This is a genomic window from uncultured Lutibacter sp. (genome assembly GCF_947495725.1).
In the GTDB taxonomy this organism is placed as follows: Bacteria; Bacteroidota; Bacteroidia; order Flavobacteriales; family Flavobacteriaceae; genus Lutibacter.
Map to the genome: position 1 here is coordinate 371,272 of NZ_CANLZZ010000001.1, position 20,152 is coordinate 391,423.

Genomic DNA, 20,152 nt, shown 5'->3' on the forward strand with positions numbered 1-20,152 from the left:
TTTCATTTTTTAAAAACAGCAAAATAAGTATCTTTGTTCCCTAAATAAATATCGATTTGGCTTTAATTTTAAATATTGAAACTGCAACTAAAAACTGTTCGGTAAGTGTTGCCGAAAATGGTAAAACTATCACATTAAAAGAATTGAATGACGGAAGTTATTCACATGCCGAAAAACTACATGAGTTAATTAAACAGGTTGTAAATGAGGCTAATATTTCAATGAGCCAATTAAATGCCATCGCTGTTAGTAAAGGACCTGGATCTTATACTGGTCTTAGAATTGGAGTTTCTGCAGCAAAAGGCCTTTGTTTTGCCTTAAACATACCATTAATATCGGTTAGCACATTAAATTCATTAGAAAAAATTATTGATTTTCCAGATGCCTATATAATTCCTTTACTAGATGCACGCAGAATGGAAGTGTACAGTGCTGTGTTTAAAAATAATAGTTTTGTTAGAGATGTACAGGCCGAAGTTATAGATGAAAACTCCTTTAGCGATTACCTAGAAAAATCAAATGTTTATTTTTTAGGTGACGGTGCAGAAAAATGCAAGAATATAATCTCTCATAAAAATGCTATTTTTATTGATAATAAATTTCCTTCAGCTAAAGAAATGGGATTGCTTTCTTATGAAAAGCATAAAAAAAACGACACCGAAGATGTCGCTTATTTTGAACCTTTTTATCTAAAAGATTTTATTGTAACTAAATCTAAAAAATAATTAATTTAGAGAATAATAATACTCGAATATTTTAATTAAATCATCCTTTTTTTTGAAACTCCATTTCATTTTCTTTGCTTGTTTCTCTACTAATTGAGCTTTACTTCCAAATAATTGTATTATCTCTTCTTTCTTATTAGGAAGTTCACTGGCAATATTGTTTTTATAACCAACGAATAACTGATCTTTAACTCTTTTTAAAGTTGGTGGTTTATACAATTCAAATCCATTTCTTGGAATCTTTTCAGGCTCAATTTCAATTTTTTCTTTAAGTAATAAAGATTCCCCATCCATTTCATTAATTACAACAAACAAACCTGCAATTACTGCTTCTGATTCATTATATTGAAATATTTTATATGTTTTTTTCGAGGCCTTAAATTTAATTGCATAGCTTAAGTTTTTTGGTAAAACAAAAATACTGTCATTAACCTTTACCTCCATTAAATTTCTAAAAGCATCAAAACGCATTAGAAAATCTTTGTCTGAATTTACAAATTGAGCTTTTTTAAACTGATTTGTAATATATGGACTACCGTGAATTCCTTCATCTATTTTGTTTAATGCAGTCATACCACGCACTACTTGATAAAAATCATCAATGGTGTTTCGTTGTGAAATTGCACTATTACTTATTAGAATAATAAGTAATAATGCAATAGTTTTAATAATTTTCATTTTTAATATATTTTCCTAAATATACGCAATTCAAAAAATATAATAAAATTCTTAAAATTTATTTTTTAATCTCTACTTGATGCGGATAAGGAATTTCAATACCAGCTTTATCAAGTGCGTATTTTCCCTCTTCCATTATTCCAAAATATACATCCCAATAATTATCTGGTGTAGCCCAGGGTCTTACTGCAAAATTAACCGAACTATCAGCTAATTCAGATACATTTACACTTGGTGCTGGATCTTTTAAAACTTTTGGGTTATTTAACATTACATTTAATAAAACTTCTTTTGTTTTCTTTATATCTTCATCGTAACCAACACCAAAAGTAAGATCAACTCTTAATTTACCCTCTTCTGTATAGTTTTTAATATTACCATTTGATAAAATACCGTTTGGAATAATAACTAATTTATTACCTGGAGATATAATTTTTGTAACAAAAATCTGAATTTCTTTTACTACTCCTATTTCACCTTGTGCTTCAATTAAATCTCCAACCTTAAAAGGTTTAAAAATCATTATTAATGCACCTCCTGCAAAATTTGCTAAACTACCTTGTAAAGCTAAACCAACTGCTAAACCTGCAGCTCCTAAAATTGCAATAAATGAAGTTGTTTCTACACCCAGTTGAGAAATTGCAGATATAAAAACTAAAATTTTTAATCCCCAACCTAATAAATCACCTAGAAATGTTTGAAGTGTTACATCAACACCTCTTTTTCCCATTAATTTTCTTGTAACATTTACTATTCTTTTAGTAACCCATAACCCAATTACAAGTATTAAAAAAGCCACAATTACATTTTGTGCGTTACTTTTTACAAATTCAATTACTAAATCTAAGTACTTTTGATAATCCATAATTTTTTCAATTTTTAAGTAAAATTAATACTATTCCTATAATTGAAGGAATAGATTGAATAAAAAATATTTTTATTTGTTTTGTAGTATATGACCCATATATTCCTGCTATTGTCACACAAATCAAAAAGAAAATTGCTATACTGTTAAAATTATCTGTGTCAATTATAGCCCAAATTAAACCCGCAGCCAAGAAACCATTGTATAGTCCTTGATTTTTAGCCAATGTTTTAGAAATTTTAGCTTCTTCAAGTTTTAAACCAAAAGCTTTTAACCCTTTTGGTTTATCCCAATAAAACATTTCTAAAATCATAAAATAAATATGAAGTAGTGCTACTAGTATAATTATAGAAAGTATTAATAAGTCCATTTTAATATGTTATTTTTAATTGTTCTATTGCCTTAGTCACCTCAATTTCGGGTAATTGACAAGCCCCATCAACGCATATGTAAATAAGTGTTTCATCTGTGCTAAACCTACCTTCCATCAAAGGTATTTTACTTTCTTTTTCACTTCCTGCTATTAATTTATTAGGAATATAATGTTGATTAATCTCTAAAATTTTCTTTTTTGAATTACTTCCTGAAACAGCAATTTCATAATAATCACCAGCAAAATTACACATAAGTTGTAACCAGTTAGAATATCCGGCTCCATATTGTTGTGTTCTATCTTGAATATTATGAAGCATTTGTTTACAAGTTTTTAAATAATAACTATTTGAATAATAATGACTTAATTTAAATAAGTTATTTGCCATTATAGAATTAGAAGCTGGTATAACATTGTCTTCAATTTCCATTTTACGTGTAATTAAATCGGTATCTTCATCTGAAGTAAAATAAAACATTGATTTTTCAATATCGAAAAAATGATCAAAACTATAATCTGTAAGTTGTTTGGCTGTGTTTAACCAATTTTCATTTAAAGTAGCTTCATACAACGAAATAAATGCATCAATAACGGTTGCATAATCTTCCAAATACCCATTAATTGTGCTTGTTCCATTTTTATAACTATGGTTTAAATTTCCATTTTCTTGAAGTTGTTTTGAAATTATAAAGGTTGCATTTTTTATTGCAGCATTTAAAAAATCGGAATCATTAAAAACTTTATATGCATCAACATAACCTTTTAACATTAGCGCATTCCACGATGTTAAAGATTTATCATCCAATCTAGGACGATCTTTTTTAGAACGTTCTTTCAGTAAAATTTTCTTCCAATCAGCTACTTTTAATTCCAAATCATTAATGGAAATATCATTTTTATCTGAAATTTCATAATTACCCTTATTTCTTATTAAAACATAGTTATCATCTTCCCAATACCCATAATGATTGATATTATAGTATTCCGAAAACAACTCAAAATCATTCCCTAATAATGATTTTAATTCATCTTCGTTCCAAACATAAAATGCGCCTTCAACTAATTTTCCTTCCGCATTATTACTATCTGCATCTAATGACGAATAAAAAGCGCCTTCTTTGGTTGTTAATTCTCTTTTTATAAATTCAATCGTTTCATATACAGTGTTTTTATACAATGGATTTTTTGTTGCTTGGTAGGCTTCTGAATATAAACTAACTAATTGACCATTATCATATAGCATCTTTTCAAAATGAGGAACGTGCCATTTTTTATCTACTGAATATCGTGCAAAGCCACCTCCAATTTGGTCATTAATTCCTCCAAAGGCCATTTTTGTTAACGAAGTATTGACATAACTCAATACTAAACTATCTTTGGCCTGAACAGCGTATCGAAGTAAAAAATTGTAGTTGTTTGGCATTGGAAATTTTGGTGCACTTTTTTTACCTCCTAAATCAAAATCCATATAATCTTTCCACTCTTCAACAATAGTATCTAACTCAGAAACTGAAAACTCCCTTGGATTTGCATTTAACTCAATTAAATCTGTTTTCTTTATTCCCTCAGTTAATTTTTCGGCATAAGAAATAACTTCATCTGGTTTTTCAGCATACATTTTACTTAATTGTTCTAGAGCTTTTATCCAATTTTCTTTTGGAAAATAGGTTCCTCCCCAAACTGGTCTTCCATCAGGTAGAGCAATACAATTTAATGGCCAACCTCCTCTTCCTGTCATTAATTGAACAGCATTCATATAAACCTGATCTATATCTGGTCGTTCCTCTCTATCAACTTTTATGTTAATAAAATTCGCATTCATTATTGCAGCAACTTCTTCATTTTCAAAACTTTCATGTTCCATTACATGACACCAATGACAAGAAGAATATCCCACAGATATTAATATAAGTTTATTTTCTTTTTTGGCCAATTCCAGCGCTTCATCATTCCAAGCATACCAATTAACTGGGTTGTGTGCATGTTGTAACAAGTAAGGACTGGTTTCGTTTATTAAACTGTTAGTAAATTTATGTTCAGACATTTTTTTTGAAGATTTATTTTTACAACTGATAAAGGTTAGTATAAGAAAAAGAATTACTAATTTATTCATTAATATTGGTTTTGGTTAAAGATATGAACTTAAGTTTATAAAATAAAAAACTGATTAAAATAGATTTACTGATTTAAAATATTGTAAAAATAAAGTTTAAAAAAAATGAGCTCGATATTATATCGAGCTCATTTAAAAATATTACCTTCAATTTATTGAATGGCTTATTTTACTTTAAATTTTAACCAATTACATCTTCATTAACCAGTTTTTAACGTTTACCTCTTCTTTAATTAAATCTTTTAATTCGGTAATTTTAACTCGCTTTTGTTCCATTGTATCTCTATAACGAATAGTTACAGAGTCATCGGTTAATGTATCGTGATCTACTGTAATACAGAAAGGAGTTCCTGCTGCATCTTGTCTTCTATAACGTCTACCAACAGCATCTTTTTCATCATAATCTACATTAAAATCCCATTTTAAATCTTCAACTATTTTCTTTGCAATTTCAGGTAAACCGTCTTTTTTAACCAAAGGTAAAATTGCTGCTTTTGTTGGTGCTAGTACAGCTGGTAATTTTAAAACAGTTCTTGTTGTTCCATTTTCTAATTCTTCTTCTTGTAAAGAATTAGAGAATACTGCTAAAAACATTCTATCTAAACCAATTGATGTTTCTACTACATAAGGAACATAACGCTCATTAATTTCTGGATCGAAATATTGTAATTTTTTTCCTGAATGCTTCTCGTGGCTAGACAAATCAAAATCTGTACGAGAATGAATTCCTTCTAATTCTTTAAATCCAAATGGAAATCTAAATTCTATATCTGCTGCTGCATCTGCATAATGAGCTAATTTTTCGTGGTCGTGGAAACGGTAATTATCTTCACCCATACCTAATGATAAGTGCCATTTTAAACGAGTTTGTTTCCATTGCTCGTACCATTCTTTTTGTGTACCAGGACGTACAAAAAATTGCATCTCCATTTGTTCAAATTCGCGCATACGGAAAATAAACTGACGCGCAACTATCTCATTTCTAAATGCTTTACCTGTTTGAGCAATTCCAAATGGAATTTTCATTCTTCCGGTTTTCTGAACATTTAAAAAGTTTACAAAAATACCTTGAGCAGTTTCTGGACGTAAATATAAATCCATTGCAGTATCTGCAGATGCACCTAATTTAGTACCAAACATTAAGTTAAATTGCTTAACATCGGTCCAATTTTTTGATCCTGAAAGTGGGCAACCTATTCCTAATTCTTCAATTAATAATTTTACATCGGCTAAATCTTCTTTTTCCAAAGATTGTCCCATTCGTTGTAAAATCGCATCTCCTTTTTCTTTATAACCAACAACTCTTGGGTTTGTAGCTAAAAATTGTTCTTTATCAAAAGAATCACCAAAGCGTTTTGCTGCTTTAGCTACCTCTTTTTCAATTTTAGCATCTAATTTGCCTACATAATCTTCTATTAAAACGTCTGCTCTATATCTTTTTTTAGAATCTTTATTATCAATTAAAGGATCATTAAAAGCATCTACATGGCCAGAAGCTTTCCAAGTTGTTGGATGCATAAAAATAGCCGCATCTAATCCAACAATGTTTTCGTGCATTTGCACCATTGCTTTCCACCAGTAATCTCTAATGTTTTTCTTTAACTCAACACCGTTTTGAGCGTAGTCATAGACTGCACTCAAACCATCGTAAATTTCACTTGATTGGAATACATATCCATATTCTTTCGCGTGCGAAACTACTTTCTTAAATTTATCTTCTTGATTTGCCATTGTGCAAAAATAGTAAAGCTTTTAGTACTATAAAACAAAAAAGTGGAAATAGCCGAAACTATTTCCACCAATTAACATTAAATATATTAATTTGGAGTTACTTATTTTATTTTAGGGTGATTTGGGTTACTCCAGATAATTTATTATCAATAAATATGTTTACTAAATAAACACCTCTTTCTATTAAATCTCTATCTACTTCAACTAACGAAACTATGTCAATTGCTTCATTTAGATAATTTATAGTTGTACTATCGCTAAAATTAGCTTTTTTATCATTTAAAAGGGTTATTTCTCCTTTGCTTGCAATAGTATTTCCAGTTGTTACATCTATAATTTGAATATAAATTTTACGCTCTCCTTTTTCTGAAATTTCATTTTTAGCTATAGTAAAGTTAATTCTAAAGGCATCCGTATTTCTTGCTCTTGCAGTTTCTACGAGCTTGCCGCTTGTTCGCTCTCGCATTGCTAATATTTTAGCCGAATTCACTTTTAATACGGATCCAATTGCTACTTTTTCAGATAAATCCAAATTTGTCATTGTTAAGGTATCATTAACAGCTATTTGACGAGAAATATTAACTCTTGCACTATCTAAATTAACCTTAAGTACGGAGTTTATGCCGGTTAAAGAATCTGTCATAAAAAACAAACGTTTATTTGTTTCTTCTAATTTTGCAATTTCCTTGCGATATCTTCTAATTAAGTTATAATTTGTACCTTTTAATTGCTTAATCGAATCTCTAAGAGCTACAATTCTATCTCTTTCAAATGCTAATTCTTTAGACATCGATGTGTTTTGGCCAATAGCGTCTTCATATTTTACGATCATATTGTCCAAGTTTTGTTCTATTTCTTCCTTTTCTTCTTCAATGGCATTTGTTAATTTTTTATGCTCATTTTTATTATAAAAAGTATACGCTAAGGCTCCTACTAATAATAGCGCTAAAACAACTACAATAATTTTACTGTTTGATTTATTTTTTTCTTCCATTAGATTAAAGTTTAAAGGGGTTTTTTAATTGAACGCAAAAGATTCAATTAAATTATGATTAACTAAAATTTTTTTTGAGGAATTTTATGAGGAACAATAAAGATAGAAATTCTAACAATAAAATCCAATTTTTATTTAATATTTTATAAATTCGTATTGCTATGAATTTATTTTACGATATTCTTAATCTGTTTTATCCTGATATTTGTTTATGCTGTAAAAACCAGCTTACTACTGGTGAAAAAACTGTTTGTATAGATTGCCGACATGATTTACCCTTAACAAATTTCACAAAGGAACCGAATAATTTAGTTGAAAAAATACTTTATGGACGTGTTTCTATTGAAGAAGCTACAAGTTTGTTTTATTTTTTAAAAAAAGGAAAAATACAACAGTTAATGCATGAGCTAAAATACAACGGCCAACAAGAAGTTGGAGCCTTTATTGGGAATTGGCTTGGCGACCAACTTTTGGCTTCAAATAGATTTAAAACAATTAATTGTATTATTCCAGTACCTCTTCATAAAGAAAAACAAAAAATTCGTGGCTACAATCAGGTTACAACCTTTGGTAAAACTTTATCTGAAAAGTTAACTATTCCATTTTACGATGATGTTCTTATAAAAACTACCGCTACTAAAACTCAAACCAAAAAGTTACGTTTTGATAGATGGAAAAATGCAGAACATACTTTCATCTTGAAAAATTCAGAAAAAATTGAAGATAAGCACATATTATTAATTGATGATATTATTACTACTGGAGCAACATTAGAAGCTTGCTCCAATGTATTTAAACAAATAAAAAACGTAAAAATTAGTATTGCTACTATGGCATATACCAAATAATAACTTCAATTTATAATACATAAATAATTAGTGCGTTTTTTAAATAAAATAATTGTTATTTTGTATCCAAAATAAATGTATATGAAACTTTATTTATTTAAGTTGCTTAGCTTAGTTTTGTTATCAAACCTACTATTTAGTTGTGCCCGAAGAGGAAATCCAACTGGTGGAGATAAAGATACGATTCCTCCTATTTTAATAAAATCGATACCAGCAAACGAGACTGTTAATTTTAAAACAAAAAAAATTAAAATTTACTTTGATGAATATATTAAACTAGATGATATAAGAAAGAATCTAATTATTTCTCCTCCTCAAAAAAATGAACCAATAATTACACCTGTTGGTACAGCAAGTAAATTTATATCAATTACAATATTAGATACTCTTGATGCAAATATTACCTATTTATACAATTTTGGAAATAGCATTGTAGATAATAATGAGTCTAATAAATTAGGAAATTTTAAATACGTTTTTTCCACAGGATCTTATATTGATTCATTGTTAGTTAACGGAGAAGTATTTGATCCAATGGTTAAAGAAACTTCAAAAAACTTAGATGTAATGTTATATGAATATGATAGTACATACACAGATTCGGTAATTTTTAAACAAAAACCAAGGTATATTTCTAACACATTAGACAGTACTTTATTTGAAATTACAAACATACGCAAGGGAAAATATATGTTAATTGCCCTAAAAGACGCGAACGGAAATAAAATATATGATCCTGATATTGATAAAATTGGATTTGTAAAAGATACTTTATCTTTTCCTACAGATAGCTCATATACACTTTCAATTTTTAAGGAAGTACCTAAATTAAAAGTTATAAAACCAAAAGAAGTTAATAAAGGCCATTTAGTATTTGGCTATAAAGGTATTGCTAAAGATTTATCTATAAATATTCTTACAGAAACTCCATATAATTTTAAATCGGAAATCATTTATGAAAAAGATAAGGACACTATTAATTATTGGTATACACCATTTGAAGCAGATTCTTTAAATTTTTCAGTTTCAAAAGGAGATTACTTTGAAGAGTTTGTAGTTAAACCAAGAAGTTCTAAAAGAGATACATTAAAAATTAACGGTAGTACCACCAATATTTTGCATTTAAACGATACACTATCCATAGTAAGTAACACTCCAATTGTTAAAATTGATACTTCTTTAATTTCAATTATTGATCAGGATACTGTAAATGTAAAATTTAACACCCAATATTCTAATTCAAAAAACAAAATATATTTAAATTTTAATAAACAACAAGATTCAAAATATAACATTAAAATTTTACCCAACGCCTTTACTGACATTTACAACACTGCCAATGACAGCTTGTTTTTAGATATTGTAACTAAAAAAATTGAAGACTATGGTATTTTAAAAGTTAATGTTATAAGCTCTAAAAAAAGTTCGTTTATTGTTGAAATATTAAATAATAGAGACGAAGTAATTAGAACCGCAAAAATTAATAAACCCGAAACTGCTAAATTTGAATTATTGGAACCTGGTAATTATTTTGTAAGAATAACTACCGATGAAAATAGCAATGGAAAATGGGACACTGGGAATTTCTTAGAAAAACGCCAACCTGAAACAATAAAATATTTTGATAAAATATTGGAATTAAGAGCTAATTGGGAACTAGATGAGACTTTTGTAATTGACTAACAATTCTTAATTTTTAATTTATTACATTTATACAATAAAAAATGTACCCGAACATTTATAAAATATTAGCCCCTTTATTTATTTGTCTTTGTGCAACAAATTTGTTTGCTCAAGATGAAAGCAGTCATGAAATTGGTTTTATCTCCGGTTCAGCATCTTTTACTACAGATTATGGTGAACGTAATCATTTTATGAGTAACGTTGGAGGTAATGTAGGTTTTGGATTTGGGGCTGTTTATTACTTAAATTTTACTGATTATAGATATCGTTGGAATCAACGAACTTCTTACTGGGCAGAACATTTTAGAGTAAGAGCTGAGCTTTCATATATGTCAGCCGAATTAGATCATTTTGGGCAATGGGCTGATGATTATACTGGAAATCTAGGTGCTTTGTTGAGGGCGCATCATGGAAAAACATATTTGTTAAATTTAGGAGCACAAATGGAATTTCATTGGGTAGACATTGTAGATTTTGGCTCTAGAAGAATCCCTGATTTAAAATGGTCTCCATACATTAGTGCAGGTGCATTTGTAGATTTTTATAATCCTTCCATCAATTCAGATCTAGGTGATTGGAGAGATCCTGGTGTTTTATATCCAAAATGGGATATTAATCAATTTCCAACTGCTGCCAGAGTAACTCCTGGTATAACAATGTCTGCCACATTAGGTGTTGGTACACGACGTAAATTAGGATATTATTCAGATTTGTTAATAGAATCTCGTTGGCAGTATTTTTTCTCTAACTATGTTGATGGTTTAAATGCAAGACAGGCCCCTGAAAACAAATACAACGATTGGTTACTATGGATTCATGTTGGCTATATTTACTATCTTAATTAAAATTTAATTACGGTTTTGTTTAGTAACCCATTTAATTAGTTTTCCTACAGTTAAACCTTGTACTATTATAGAAAACACAACTATAATATAGGTTATAACTAAAAATAAATCCCTATTCATTTCTGTTGTTAAACTCAATGCCAGCGCAATTGAAATTCCTCCACGAAGGCCTCCCCAAGTCATAATTAAATTAGTATTTGGCACAAACTCTAGCTTTTTTGCGAACAACTTTATTGGCAATGATAAGGCCAAATAACGAGCAAATAAAAGCAATGGTATACACAATAAACCCGCAATAATATATTTACTGCTAAAAGTTAAAACCAATAACTCCATACCTATTAACACAAATAAAATAGTATTAAGTAGAATGTCTATTAGTTCCCAAAATTTATCTACATATTGCTCTGTAACCTCACTCATAGAATTTTCCCTAATAGTATCATGTCCAACAATTAAACCTGCAGTAACCATTGCCAATGGCGCCGACAAATGAAAATATTGAGCTAAAACCGTACCTCCCATTACAGTTGCAACTGTAATAATTACTTCTGTATCATAATCATCAATTGTTTTTAGTAATCTGTAGGTAACCCAACCCAAAAACAAACCTAAAACAATTCCACCTACAACTTCAACTACAAACATTTCGGCAACTTGCCCGACTGTAATTTCCTTTCCTCCTTTTGCAATTTGGTATATTGTTAAAAAAATAACTACTCCAATACCATCATTAAACAAACTCTCCCCAACAATTTTAGTTTCTAATTTTTTTGGGGCTCCAACTTGTTTTAAAATTCCCAAAACAGCAATTGGATCTGTTGGTGAAATGAGCGCCCCAAATAATAAACAGTATATAAATTCTACCTCAAAGCTCATAAACTTCAAAGCATAAAATGAAAACACTCCAACCAAAAATGTTGAAATTATTGTGCTAAATGTTGCGAATGCAAAAATTGGTTTTCGCTGCACCTTTAATTGTTGAAAATTAGTATGTAAAGCTCCTGCAAAAAGCAAAAAACTTAACATTACATCCAATAGAACCGACTTAAAATCAATTTGTGAAATAAGTAAAATCTCGTACTCTAATAAAGCACTATTAAAAAAACTTGTAACTAAAATAAGTAGTGTAAAAACTATGGTTATAACCATTAAACCAATAGTTGTGGGTAATTTTAAGAAACGTACATTAATGTATCCAAATAACGCAGAAATAACAATTAATATTGAGGCAACAGCAAATAAACTCATTACACTAACTTTCTAAGTTGCAAAATAATTCCTAAATGAATTCCTTCATGGTAATTATTAAATTTTACTGCCTTGCTTATTGAATCTAAAGTTACATCTACACTAGTTAAATAACTTGTATAAGTTTTAAATAATCCTTTTTTATAATCATCTTCTAATTGCTTTGGAAAACTCACAAACTGTTCCTTTATTTTTATAAATTCATCTTCTGAAATTATGTAAGTTGGAGATGAACCCTTTCTAAAATTTTCAATTAATTCATCTGAAACTAAACAATCTAAGCCCGAAAATTTATAACACAACAATTGTTGGGTAACTACTAAATGTGCAATATTCCAAGCAATATTGTTATTAAAACCTTTTGGAGTTGTATTTAATTGTTCAATTGATAATCCATTAATAACTTTAAGTGTTAATTTTCTCGACTTGTTTAAAATATCAAATTCTTCAATCATTTTTAATAAATTTTATTTAATGGTTTCAAATTTAAACTAAAAACATAGTATTTTTACTCTTTCTCAAAATAAAACTCTAAACCATGAAAAAAATCTATTATTTAAAAACTTGTGACACCTGCAGAAGAATTTTAAAAGACATGGATACTTCCGAATTTACATTACAAGAAATTAAAACCGAACCAATAACTGTAAAACAACTTGAGGAGTTACACAAGCTTACAAATAGTTACGAAGTTATGTTTAGCAAACGCGCTAAAAAATATAAACAAATGGACCTAAAAAGTCAGGTTTTAACCGAAAAGGATTTTAGACAACTTATTTTAGACGAATACACCTTTTTAAAGCGCCCAATTATTTTGAATAAAAATGAAGTTTATGTAGTAAATACCAAAAAAAGAGTTGATATTTTTAAATAAATTTCAATAAAAAAAAGCACTTACTACATATTTCGAATAAATAATTTCCATTTATATTTCTTAACAATTATCATCTTTTTTTTTAAGCTTTAAAGTAAATTTAAAACTTTAAAAAATGGAAATTAACAATGAATAAAAACATGATAATTATTGTTGCTTTAATTTTAGCAACAAAAATGAACGCACAATTTTTCGTTTCTGCAAATGGAGGATATGCCATGGGAAGTGCAGGAGTTTTAATGGGAACTGAATTAAACCAAAACAACACAGTAGCAACAAATAAATATGGCAGCTTTGGTGAAGGTTTTAATGCGCAAATTAAAGGTGGCTACTTTTTTAATGATACTTTTGGCTTTGAAATTGGCATTGCTTATTTACACGGTGCTGATCAAATTCGTGATAATTACAAAGCAACAGATGGTATAATAACTGAAATTTTAGACGCAAAAGGATATGGAAGAGCCTGGGGATTGTCAGGTGCTTTAATTTATAATTTTAATGAAAAAGTATACGGTAAATTTGGGGCCATTACAAAACTTGGAGGAAGAACAGGTGCCGAATTTACAAGAACTAATCCAACACCTTTTGGAAACATTGTGGCGACAGGAAAACAAGATTTCCATGGTAGACTTCCATTGGGTTTTATTGCGGCTTTAGGACATAAATTTAAATTAACCGACAACTTAAACTTTTTTGCCGAACTAGAGTACTTAGGTATTAATGTAACAAGAGACAATTCTGAATTTACAGAATTAACTATTACTGCTCCTGAAGTTCCAGCAAATGCATTAGGAGATGGACATCCTGGAATACCCGCAGCAACCTGGAATTTGGGCGATGCTCCAATTCAGCACTTAGTTACGCTTTATGCTCCAACCGAAATAAATTATGTCGACAGTTTAAGTACTACAAATTCTGATCCATCAAAAACATTATCTGAAGTAGTGCCTTATTCTTCTTTTGGAATAAATTTTGGTATTACCTATACTTTTGAAAAAATAAAATAATCAACTAAAACAAGTTTTATGAAAAGTCCATTTTGAAATTAACATTCAAAATGGACTTTTTTTATTTCGTTTTAATAACTAGATATTTTCATATCTGATTTATCTATAATTGTTTCAAAATCTCCAAAAGTAATATTTGTTTTTAAACCTAATAAAACATAGGAATCATCGCTTTTTATTTTTAGAACCATTTCTTTAATAGTGCTTTTATTTTCTAAAAAATAAAACTGCACCGAACTTCCACTATCATTAACTCTAAAAATAGAGGTGTATTTTTTGTTTCTAATAAACCTATCAAACTTTCTATCCAATGAGGTAACTTTGTCTGAAAACACCATAACTTTATAATGCTTTACTTTTTTAAATAAATCTTCATATTCCCTAATATCTTGTTTAGGAATAAAAATATTTGCAAAAAAAGCTGGCGTGCTTAATGAAAAATCTGAGTCATTTCTATTTTCATTATAAAATGAATGAAAAGAAGATTTTGATGCACAAGAGGTTAATAATAAAGCTCCTACTATAATTAAAAAATATTTTTTCATAAAAAAGGTGTTTAATCTATGACGATTAAACACCTTTTTTGTAACTTTTTATTAAATTACTATTTCCAATATTTTTGAACCCAAGGAGCCGCCGGTACATATCTATACCATTTTCCCCAACCACCTTTTATTGCTTTATGAGGGTTTATTTCTCCATGAAAAATTATGATTTTTGAGCCTTCAGGTATTTTTGGAGACTTCCAAAATGCCAATGGAAATCGTGAAGAACAATCGTATTTAAAACTTGGACACCATTCTTTTGGCCAATACTGTAATTTACCCTTATCATTAATAGCATGGGTTAAGTATTCTTGCTCATTTCGATGCTCTTTTAATGCCTTATCGGAGTTTGCAATAAAATCATCAAAAACATAACCATGCTTTCCAATATCAAATCTATAAACCGATGAATTACCCGTAATTCTCCAACTTCTCCAACTATGATCTTTTATAATTCTAAATTCGCCTTCAACATCAAAAAAACAATCAATATTATCTACAATTACAATATCTAAATCTAAAAATAATGCTCTACCTGCTAAACCGTACAAATCTTGTTTTAATGTGGTTAATTTTTTCCACATTCTTTCTGGTAGATTAGAATCTAAATTAATTTCAGGTATTGGATAACAATCTACTTTATCAATAATTCCTTTTTCATCATCCGTAAAACAGACCATTTTAAAATCGTAAGATAAATTACTTTTTACCATAGAATACAATCTGTTAACGTATTCTGCTCCATATAAAGTTCCCCACTTCATACAGAAAATATAATTTTGTTGAGATGTATTATTCATTCTTCTCTAATATATGTAAATATTCAACTGTTGAAGTTGCTTTGTGATTTCTATTTTCAGTTTTGTCTGCTTTAAAACGTTGATAATTTGTGGTTCTTAAGCTGTATTTTCCGTAAGCAGACATTATACTACTTACTTCATTTTTAGACATTAAACCCTCATTGTTATAACTCAAAAAAATGTATTTAAAGTTAGCATTTTTTATTAAATCTTCGAAAGTTTTTCTAACTTCATTTTTTTTGCAATAAGAAGATCTATTGTATGTTCTTAAGCCTGTTTTTCCTTTTGGTATAAAATTATCGTACTTTGCAATAGTTGTTAATAAATGATAATTTGCTCCATACTGTCTAGCATTATAAGGAGGATCTAAATATAAAATATCTCCTTTAATTTTTTTCATTAGTGTATTTGCATCTTCATTATAAACAAGATGTTTGTTATTAGAATAAGTATAATTTGCTGGTTGCAATAAAAAGTTTTTCTGAGCCGATTTTTTTAGCTTTTTCAAATAAGCTCCATAAACAGATGCCGTATTTGCAACCTTATCAGCACTTTCGATAAGCGAGGCCAACAAATAAAAATATAAATCTTCATTTATTTTTTCTGAAACTTTCCAAAGTTCTATTTTTTTTCGAATAGCATCTATTTTTTTTCCATTTTCTGAAGAAAAATACAATCTTTGACTTTTACCACCTTCACAATAGTTATCAAAAATAAATCCGTGTTCACCATCCAATTCATTTAGTTCATTTATATACTCTGAATAATCAATCTTTTCAATATTTCCAATATAATTACGATTTAAAACATAGCTGTAATACTCCATATCGTTAGCAATTACTTGCTTAACCAACGGTTTTAGTGTTCTACCCACAATACCGGTTCCGGCAAATAAATCGCAAAAAACACTATTGGATAAATTGCTTCCAACGGTATCATAAATTGCATCTTTTATAAATTTGGATAATCTATTTTTTGAACCTATATAATTCACTTAAACTATTTAATTGCCCAAATTATATCGGACTTTATTTTTGTATCTTCAATTGCTATTTCAGGTAACTTTGAAGCATCAAAACTACATAAATAATCTTCAATTATTTGTTTTAACCATATAATTTCAGCTTTTAATTTCCAACTTTCATAAGGATTATTAAAATCCAAAACTACTATAAATAGTCTATTTTTATAGTGTTGCCGTTTTTGATTGCTTTGATTTTTATAAAGCCACTTTATAAGTGTTTTTTTATGCTCTATTGCAAAGGGAATTGAATAATTAAACCCTTTAGGAAATGTTGTAGTTTTATGGTCAAAAGGAATTGTAGAAATATAAAAATCTGTATATCTATCTTTTGAGTTATAATGTTTAGTTACATTTTTATGTTTGCAAAAAACGGTTTCAACCGCTTTTGCCGACCAAAAGTTATACCATCGGTTTAGTGCGTAATCCTTAAAGTCTAAATAATCTGGATTTACAGAAAATTCCAATTTAATTTTTTCCTGAAGACTGTGATACGTTTCAATTTTGTAGATAAAATTGGTTTTACTATCAAAAAAATCATTTTGTTTTCTTCTCCAGCTATAGTTTGTTTTAGTTCTTTCTTTTAATTCTTTTTCTAGCAATTGATAATTCATTTCTTTTACATAAATTTCCTTTCAATAATGGCATTTAATCTTTCTTCATACTCTTCTTTTCCTTCCCAACTATAATCTGGTTTTACAAAATTTGTGATAAACTTTTTTGCATCTTCTTCTACCTTAAAACTATTTAATTGAGAAACAACTCTATTAAAATCCTCCTGACTTCCATCAAATAAATGTTTCACAAAAGCAATCCGATCATTTAAACCAATTTGTAAATTATGTTTAAACAATGTGTCGTTTAATGACTTTTTAATCTCTTTAGGTTCTTCAATTACTGGATTTTCAATGGTGGCTTTTTCAAAAAGTTCTGTTGCAACATCAGCAGAAATAGCATCTTTAAATTCCTCTTCTAAAGAAACTTGCAAAGAGGGTAAATCTTCAACATCATTTTTTATCAAAGTTTCTTCTTTCTCAATAAAATCTTCAATTTTACTTACAACATCTGCTGCTTCTTCAATATTTTCTTCAATATTTGGTGTTTTATCTTCTGTGATTTCAACCTTATCTTCAATTATTATTTCCTCTTCCGTCTCTATTTTAATTGAAGGTTCTTGTTCTAAAACCTCATCATTAACAACAATATTTTCAACCTCTTTCTCAATTTCAACTTCAGACATAGTAGTATCTAATGAGGAATTCATATATGCATCAACAAACTTTAAAACCGACAATTTCTCATAAATCTCCAATGTTTTTTTATGCAATTCATTTACATCTTCTCTACTTTTCATTTGTAAAATACTGTGTGCCAAGCTAACTAATTCAGCTTCTATTTTTTTGTGCATAAGTTGATTTATTTATTGATTATTGATCTATTATTTTTAATAAATTTGTATGAATTTAAAAACAGTTTTCCTGTTTTACAATTTTAACAATTTAATGCGAAAAAATATAATTTTTATTATTGCATTAATTATATAAAAAAATACAATAACCTTTGAATGGTGAAATTACAAAATGTTTCTTGAAAATACTGTAAATCATACTGAACAATTTGGCTGGATAGAAGTTATTTGTGGCTCAATGTTTTCTGGTAAAACGGAAGAATTGATTCGCAGGTTAAAACGAGCGCAATTTGCAAAACAAAAAGTTGAAATTTTTAAACCTGCAATTGATACTAGATACGATGAAGAAATGGTAGTTTCACATGATGCCAATGAAATTAGATCCACTCCAGTTCCTTCTTCAGGTAATATTAGAATTTTAGCAACCGATGTTCAGGTGGTTGGAATTGATGAAGCTCAGTTTTTTGATGATGAAATTGTTGCCGTTTGCAACGATTTGGCAAACAGAGGAATTAGAGTTATTGTTGCTGGATTAGATATGGATTTTAAAGGAAATCCTTTTGGGCCAATGCCTGCTTTAATGGCTACTGCCGAATATATTACAAAAGTTCATGCGGTTTGTACACGCACGGGAAATTTAGCACATTATAGTTATAGAAAAACAGCAAGTGAAGATCTTGTTTTATTAGGCGAAACTCAAGAATATGAACCTCTAAGCAGAGCAGCATACTACAAAGCAATTCAAGAAGAAAAAAAATTAAAAGCAGCATCCAAAAAGAATGAAAAATAACCATGTTACTGTTCTTGAAATAGATTTAAATGCAGTAGACTTTAATTTTAACTATTTTAAATCTAAATTACATTCTGAAACAAAAATTTTAGTAGTTGTAAAAGCTTTTGGTTATGGTTCTAGCGCCATTGAAATTGCTAAACATTTAGAAAATAGGGTACATTATTTTGCCGTTGCTTACGTAGATGAAGGAATTGCTTTAAGAAAAGCAGGAATACAAATCCCAATATTAGTATTACATCCTCAAAAAGCAAATATTGAAACAATTATAAACTATAATTTAGAGCCTAATATTTATTCTATTAGTCTTTTAAATTCTTTCGTAATAAAAGCATCACATTTAAATCTAGTAAATTACCCAATTCATATTAAATTTAATACTGGTTTAAATAGACTTGGATTTACAAAAATAAACATAAACGAATTAGCTGAAATTATAAATAAGCAAACTGCTTTAAAAGTTACTTCTATTTTTTCTCATATTGCAGCGAGTGAAGATTTAAATGAACGTGATTTTACATTGCAGCAAATAAATGATTTTAAAAATATTTCAACTGAATTTATAAAACTATTACCTAATATTCCTTTTAAACACATGTTAAATACTTCTGGTATTTTTAATTATACTGAAGAAGCTCAGTTTGAAATGGTTAGATTGGGTATTGGGCTATACGGCTTTGGAAACGAACAATCCAAAACAGCTCAATTAAAAAATACACTTACCTTAAAATCAGTTATATCGCAAATTCATATTATTAATAAAGGTGAAACCGTTGGCTACAATAGAGCCTTTAAAGCAGAATCTACAATAAAAACCGCTACAATACCAATTGGACATGCCGATGGAATATCCAGACAATTAAGTAATGGAAAAGGATATGTTTATATAAACAATACAAAAGCACCAATTATTGGCAATGTTTGTATGGATATGTTAATGGTAAACGTATCGAACATAAATTGTATCGAAGGTGATGAGGTAGTTGTATACAAAGATCAATTTCATATTGAAGAACTAGCTAAATCATCCAATACTATTTCTTACGAATTATTAACAGCATTATCACAACGCATAAGAAGGGTGTTAAAAAAAAGTTAATTATTTTCATAATTTTTAATATATTAGCTTAATAATTTAAAAAAGAAAAAAATGGGAATGCTTAAAGAATTTAAAGATTTTGCAATGAAGGGTAACCTTGTAGACATTGCAGTTGGTTTTGTAATGGGTGCAGCTTTTAAAGCCGTTGTTACTTCATTTACTGGAGGAATTGTTTCTCCTTTAATTGGATTAATATTTAATGCAGACTTTAAAGACCTTAAATATATTGTAAAAGAAGGCGTGGCAGATGAAGCAGGGAAAATAACAGGTGAAGTTGCTGTTTTATATGGTGATTTTTTAACGAATGTTATTGATTTTATTATTGTTGCTTTTGTAATGTTCCTAGTTGTAAAAGGAATTAATAGAATGAATAAAAAGAAAGAAGAAGAAGTTCCAGCAGAACCAGCAGGACCAACTCAAGAAGAATTATTATCTGAAATTAGAGATTTATTATCTAAGAAATAAACCAAACTTTCTTTGATTAAAAAAGAGGTTTACAACA

The 20,152-nt window shown here is 28.6% G+C and carries 22 protein-coding genes; 9 read left to right on the forward strand and 13 right to left on the reverse strand.

Translation table 11 applies throughout. The features are described 5' to 3' along the window. The first annotated feature begins 56 nt into the window (after nt 1-56). A complete protein-coding gene (tsaB, locus tag Q0776_RS01415; RefSeq protein WP_298363905.1) occupies nt 57-725 on the forward strand; it encodes a tRNA (adenosine(37)-N6)-threonylcarbamoyltransferase complex dimerization subunit type 1 TsaB in 669 nt (222 codons plus the stop codon). Here the strand turns inward: tsaB and Q0776_RS01420 are convergent, their stop codons facing one another. The 6 genes from Q0776_RS01420 to Q0776_RS01445 all read right to left on the reverse strand — a co-directional run bounded on the left by Q0776_RS01420 (nt 726) and on the right by Q0776_RS01445 (nt 7,479). Beyond that, complete coding sequence (locus tag Q0776_RS01420) at nt 726-1,403, reverse strand: hypothetical protein (RefSeq protein ID WP_298363906.1); 678 nt, start codon at nt 1,401-1,403, stop codon at nt 726-728. Nucleotides 1,404-1,461: 58 nt separating this feature from the next. Then, nucleotides 1,462-2,268, reverse strand: coding sequence for a mechanosensitive ion channel domain-containing protein (locus tag Q0776_RS01425; protein ID WP_298363908.1), 807 nt, complete (start codon nt 2,266-2,268; stop codon nt 1,462-1,464). A 7-nt stretch (nt 2,269-2,275) separates the two neighbouring features. Further along, nucleotides 2,276-2,638 (reverse strand): DUF1304 domain-containing protein, encoded by a 363-nt coding sequence (locus Q0776_RS01430; protein ID WP_298363910.1) that lies wholly within the window; start codon nt 2,636-2,638, stop codon nt 2,276-2,278. Nucleotide 2,639: 1 nt separating this feature from the next. After that, entirely contained in the window at nt 2,640-4,685 is a 2,046-nt protein-coding gene (locus Q0776_RS01435) for a thioredoxin domain-containing protein (RefSeq protein WP_298363913.1), read from the reverse strand. Nucleotides 4,686-4,943: 258 nt separating this feature from the next. Further along, nucleotides 4,944-6,485, reverse strand: a complete 1,542-nt coding sequence (locus Q0776_RS01440) for a glycine--tRNA ligase (RefSeq protein ID WP_298363914.1) — start codon at nt 6,483-6,485, stop codon at nt 4,944-4,946. Nucleotides 6,486-6,591: 106 nt separating this feature from the next. Further along, nucleotides 6,592-7,479: a hypothetical protein gene (locus tag Q0776_RS01445; RefSeq protein ID WP_298363917.1), complete on the reverse strand. Its 888-nt coding sequence runs from the start codon at nt 7,477-7,479 to the stop codon at nt 6,592-6,594. 161 nt (nt 7,480-7,640) lie between these two features. Here Q0776_RS01445 and Q0776_RS01450 point away from each other — a divergent pair, with 161 nt between their 5' ends. The 3 genes from Q0776_RS01450 to Q0776_RS01460 all read left to right on the forward strand — a co-directional run bounded on the left by Q0776_RS01450 (nt 7,641) and on the right by Q0776_RS01460 (nt 10,855). Then, nucleotides 7,641-8,327: a phosphoribosyltransferase family protein gene (locus tag Q0776_RS01450; protein ID WP_298363924.1), complete on the forward strand. Its 687-nt coding sequence runs from the start codon at nt 7,641-7,643 to the stop codon at nt 8,325-8,327. An 81-nt stretch (nt 8,328-8,408) separates the two neighbouring features. Beyond that, nucleotides 8,409-10,010: an Ig-like domain-containing protein gene (locus tag Q0776_RS01455; protein WP_298363927.1), complete on the forward strand. Its 1,602-nt coding sequence runs from the start codon at nt 8,409-8,411 to the stop codon at nt 10,008-10,010. A gap of 41 nt (nt 10,011-10,051) precedes the next feature. Beyond that, a complete protein-coding gene (locus tag Q0776_RS01460; RefSeq protein ID WP_298363929.1) occupies nt 10,052-10,855 on the forward strand; it encodes a glutamate dehydrogenase in 804 nt (267 codons plus the stop codon). A gap of 3 nt (nt 10,856-10,858) precedes the next feature. On the opposite strand, the gene Q0776_RS01465 is transcribed toward Q0776_RS01460, so the two are convergent. Together Q0776_RS01465 and Q0776_RS01470 are read right to left on the reverse strand one after the other, a co-directional pair. Next, nucleotides 10,859-12,106: a sodium:proton antiporter gene (locus tag Q0776_RS01465; RefSeq protein ID WP_298363931.1), complete on the reverse strand. Its 1,248-nt coding sequence runs from the start codon at nt 12,104-12,106 to the stop codon at nt 10,859-10,861. Further along, nucleotides 12,106-12,561 carry a DinB family protein gene (locus Q0776_RS01470; protein WP_298363937.1) on the reverse strand — a complete coding sequence of 152 codons (456 nt, stop codon included), beginning with the start codon at nt 12,559-12,561 and terminating at the stop codon, nt 12,106-12,108. The genes Q0776_RS01465 and Q0776_RS01470 overlap by 1 nt, the downstream gene beginning before the upstream one ends. Nucleotides 12,562-12,644: 83 nt before the next feature. Between Q0776_RS01470 and Q0776_RS01475 the strand changes: the two genes are divergently transcribed. Together Q0776_RS01475 and Q0776_RS01480 are read left to right on the forward strand one after the other, a co-directional pair. After that, nucleotides 12,645-12,980, forward strand: a complete 336-nt coding sequence (locus Q0776_RS01475; protein ID WP_298363941.1) for an ArsC/Spx/MgsR family protein — start codon at nt 12,645-12,647, stop codon at nt 12,978-12,980. 128 nt (nt 12,981-13,108) lie between these two features. After that, nucleotides 13,109-13,987, forward strand: coding sequence for an outer membrane beta-barrel protein (locus Q0776_RS01480; RefSeq protein ID WP_298363945.1), 879 nt, complete (start codon nt 13,109-13,111; stop codon nt 13,985-13,987). Nucleotides 13,988-14,058: 71 nt separating this feature from the next. Here the strand turns inward: Q0776_RS01480 and Q0776_RS01485 are convergent, their stop codons facing one another. Genes Q0776_RS01485 through Q0776_RS01505 form a run of 5 tightly spaced genes read right to left on the reverse strand, consistent with a single transcriptional unit; the run spans nt 14,059 to nt 17,761 of the window. Further along, entirely contained in the window at nt 14,059-14,532 is a 474-nt protein-coding gene (locus Q0776_RS01485) for a DUF4252 domain-containing protein (RefSeq protein ID WP_298363952.1), read from the reverse strand. Nucleotides 14,533-14,591: 59 nt separating this feature from the next. Further along, a complete protein-coding gene (locus tag Q0776_RS01490; protein ID WP_298363955.1) occupies nt 14,592-15,332 on the reverse strand; it encodes a glycosyltransferase in 741 nt (246 codons plus the stop codon). After that, nucleotides 15,325-16,326 carry a DNA adenine methylase gene (locus Q0776_RS01495; protein ID WP_298363958.1) on the reverse strand — a complete coding sequence of 334 codons (1,002 nt, stop codon included), beginning with the start codon at nt 16,324-16,326 and terminating at the stop codon, nt 15,325-15,327. The genes Q0776_RS01490 and Q0776_RS01495 overlap by 8 nt, the downstream gene beginning before the upstream one ends. A 5-nt stretch (nt 16,327-16,331) precedes the next feature. Further along, the gene (locus Q0776_RS01500) at nt 16,332-16,967 is read right to left on the reverse strand and encodes a hypothetical protein (RefSeq protein ID WP_298363961.1); all 636 of its coding nucleotides are present in this window, start codon (nt 16,965-16,967) and stop codon (nt 16,332-16,334) included. A 5-nt stretch (nt 16,968-16,972) separates the two neighbouring features. Further along, complete coding sequence (locus Q0776_RS01505) at nt 16,973-17,761, reverse strand: hypothetical protein (protein WP_298363964.1); 789 nt, start codon at nt 17,759-17,761, stop codon at nt 16,973-16,975. A 172-nt stretch (nt 17,762-17,933) separates the two neighbouring features. Here Q0776_RS01505 and Q0776_RS01510 point away from each other — a divergent pair, with 172 nt between their 5' ends. The 3 genes from Q0776_RS01510 to mscL are packed head-to-tail and all read left to right on the forward strand — an operon-like array spanning nt 17,934 to nt 20,115. Further along, complete coding sequence (locus Q0776_RS01510) at nt 17,934-18,551, forward strand: thymidine kinase (RefSeq protein ID WP_298363968.1); 618 nt, start codon at nt 17,934-17,936, stop codon at nt 18,549-18,551. Next, nucleotides 18,541-19,650 (forward strand): alanine racemase, encoded by a 1,110-nt coding sequence (gene alr, locus Q0776_RS01515; RefSeq protein WP_298363970.1) that lies wholly within the window; start codon nt 18,541-18,543, stop codon nt 19,648-19,650. Before Q0776_RS01510 ends, alr begins: the two co-directional genes overlap by 11 nt. A 51-nt stretch (nt 19,651-19,701) precedes the next feature. Continuing rightward, the gene (gene mscL, locus Q0776_RS01520; protein WP_298363980.1) at nt 19,702-20,115 is read left to right on the forward strand and encodes a large-conductance mechanosensitive channel protein MscL; all 414 of its coding nucleotides are present in this window, start codon (nt 19,702-19,704) and stop codon (nt 20,113-20,115) included. The last annotated feature ends 37 nt before the right edge of the window (nt 20,116-20,152 follow it).

Bases quoted from the DNA above. Each gene is read 5' to 3' on its own strand.
- Q0776_RS01420 (WP_298363906.1), bottom strand. From the start codon at position 1,403: ATGAAAATTATTAAAACTATTGCATTATTACTTATTATTCTAATAAGT.
- Q0776_RS01425 (WP_298363908.1), bottom strand. From the start codon at position 2,268: ATGGATTATCAAAAGTACTTAGATTTAGTAATTGAATTTGTAAAAAGT.
- Q0776_RS01430 (WP_298363910.1), bottom strand. From the start codon at position 2,638: ATGGACTTATTAATACTTTCTATAATTATACTAGTAGCACTACTTCAT.
- Q0776_RS01435 (WP_298363913.1), bottom strand. From the start codon at position 4,685: ATGTCTGAACATAAATTTACTAACAGTTTAATAAACGAAACCAGTCCT.
- Q0776_RS01440 (WP_298363914.1), bottom strand. From the start codon at position 6,485: ATGGCAAATCAAGAAGATAAATTTAAGAAAGTAGTTTCGCACGCGAAA.
- Q0776_RS01445 (WP_298363917.1), bottom strand. From the start codon at position 7,479: ATGGAAGAAAAAAATAAATCAAACAGTAAAATTATTGTAGTTGTTTTA.
- Q0776_RS01450 (WP_298363924.1), top strand. From the start codon at position 7,641: ATGAATTTATTTTACGATATTCTTAATCTGTTTTATCCTGATATTTGT.
- Q0776_RS01455 (WP_298363927.1), top strand. From the start codon at position 8,409: ATGAAACTTTATTTATTTAAGTTGCTTAGCTTAGTTTTGTTATCAAAC.
- Q0776_RS01460 (WP_298363929.1), top strand. From the start codon at position 10,052: ATGTACCCGAACATTTATAAAATATTAGCCCCTTTATTTATTTGTCTT.
- Q0776_RS01465 (WP_298363931.1), bottom strand. From the start codon at position 12,106: ATGAGTTTATTTGCTGTTGCCTCAATATTAATTGTTATTTCTGCGTTA.
- Q0776_RS01470 (WP_298363937.1), bottom strand. From the start codon at position 12,561: ATGATTGAAGAATTTGATATTTTAAACAAGTCGAGAAAATTAACACTT.
- Q0776_RS01475 (WP_298363941.1), top strand. From the start codon at position 12,645: ATGAAAAAAATCTATTATTTAAAAACTTGTGACACCTGCAGAAGAATT.
- Q0776_RS01480 (WP_298363945.1), top strand. From the start codon at position 13,109: ATGAATAAAAACATGATAATTATTGTTGCTTTAATTTTAGCAACAAAA.
- Q0776_RS01485 (WP_298363952.1), bottom strand. From the start codon at position 14,532: ATGAAAAAATATTTTTTAATTATAGTAGGAGCTTTATTATTAACCTCT.
- Q0776_RS01490 (WP_298363955.1), bottom strand. From the start codon at position 15,332: ATGAATAATACATCTCAACAAAATTATATTTTCTGTATGAAGTGGGGA.
- Q0776_RS01500 (WP_298363961.1), bottom strand. From the start codon at position 16,967: ATGAATTATCAATTGCTAGAAAAAGAATTAAAAGAAAGAACTAAAACA.
- Q0776_RS01505 (WP_298363964.1), bottom strand. From the start codon at position 17,761: ATGCACAAAAAAATAGAAGCTGAATTAGTTAGCTTGGCACACAGTATT.
- Q0776_RS01510 (WP_298363968.1), top strand. From the start codon at position 17,934: ATGTTTCTTGAAAATACTGTAAATCATACTGAACAATTTGGCTGGATA.
- alr (WP_298363970.1), top strand. From the start codon at position 18,541: ATGAAAAATAACCATGTTACTGTTCTTGAAATAGATTTAAATGCAGTA.
- mscL (WP_298363980.1), top strand. From the start codon at position 19,702: ATGGGAATGCTTAAAGAATTTAAAGATTTTGCAATGAAGGGTAACCTT.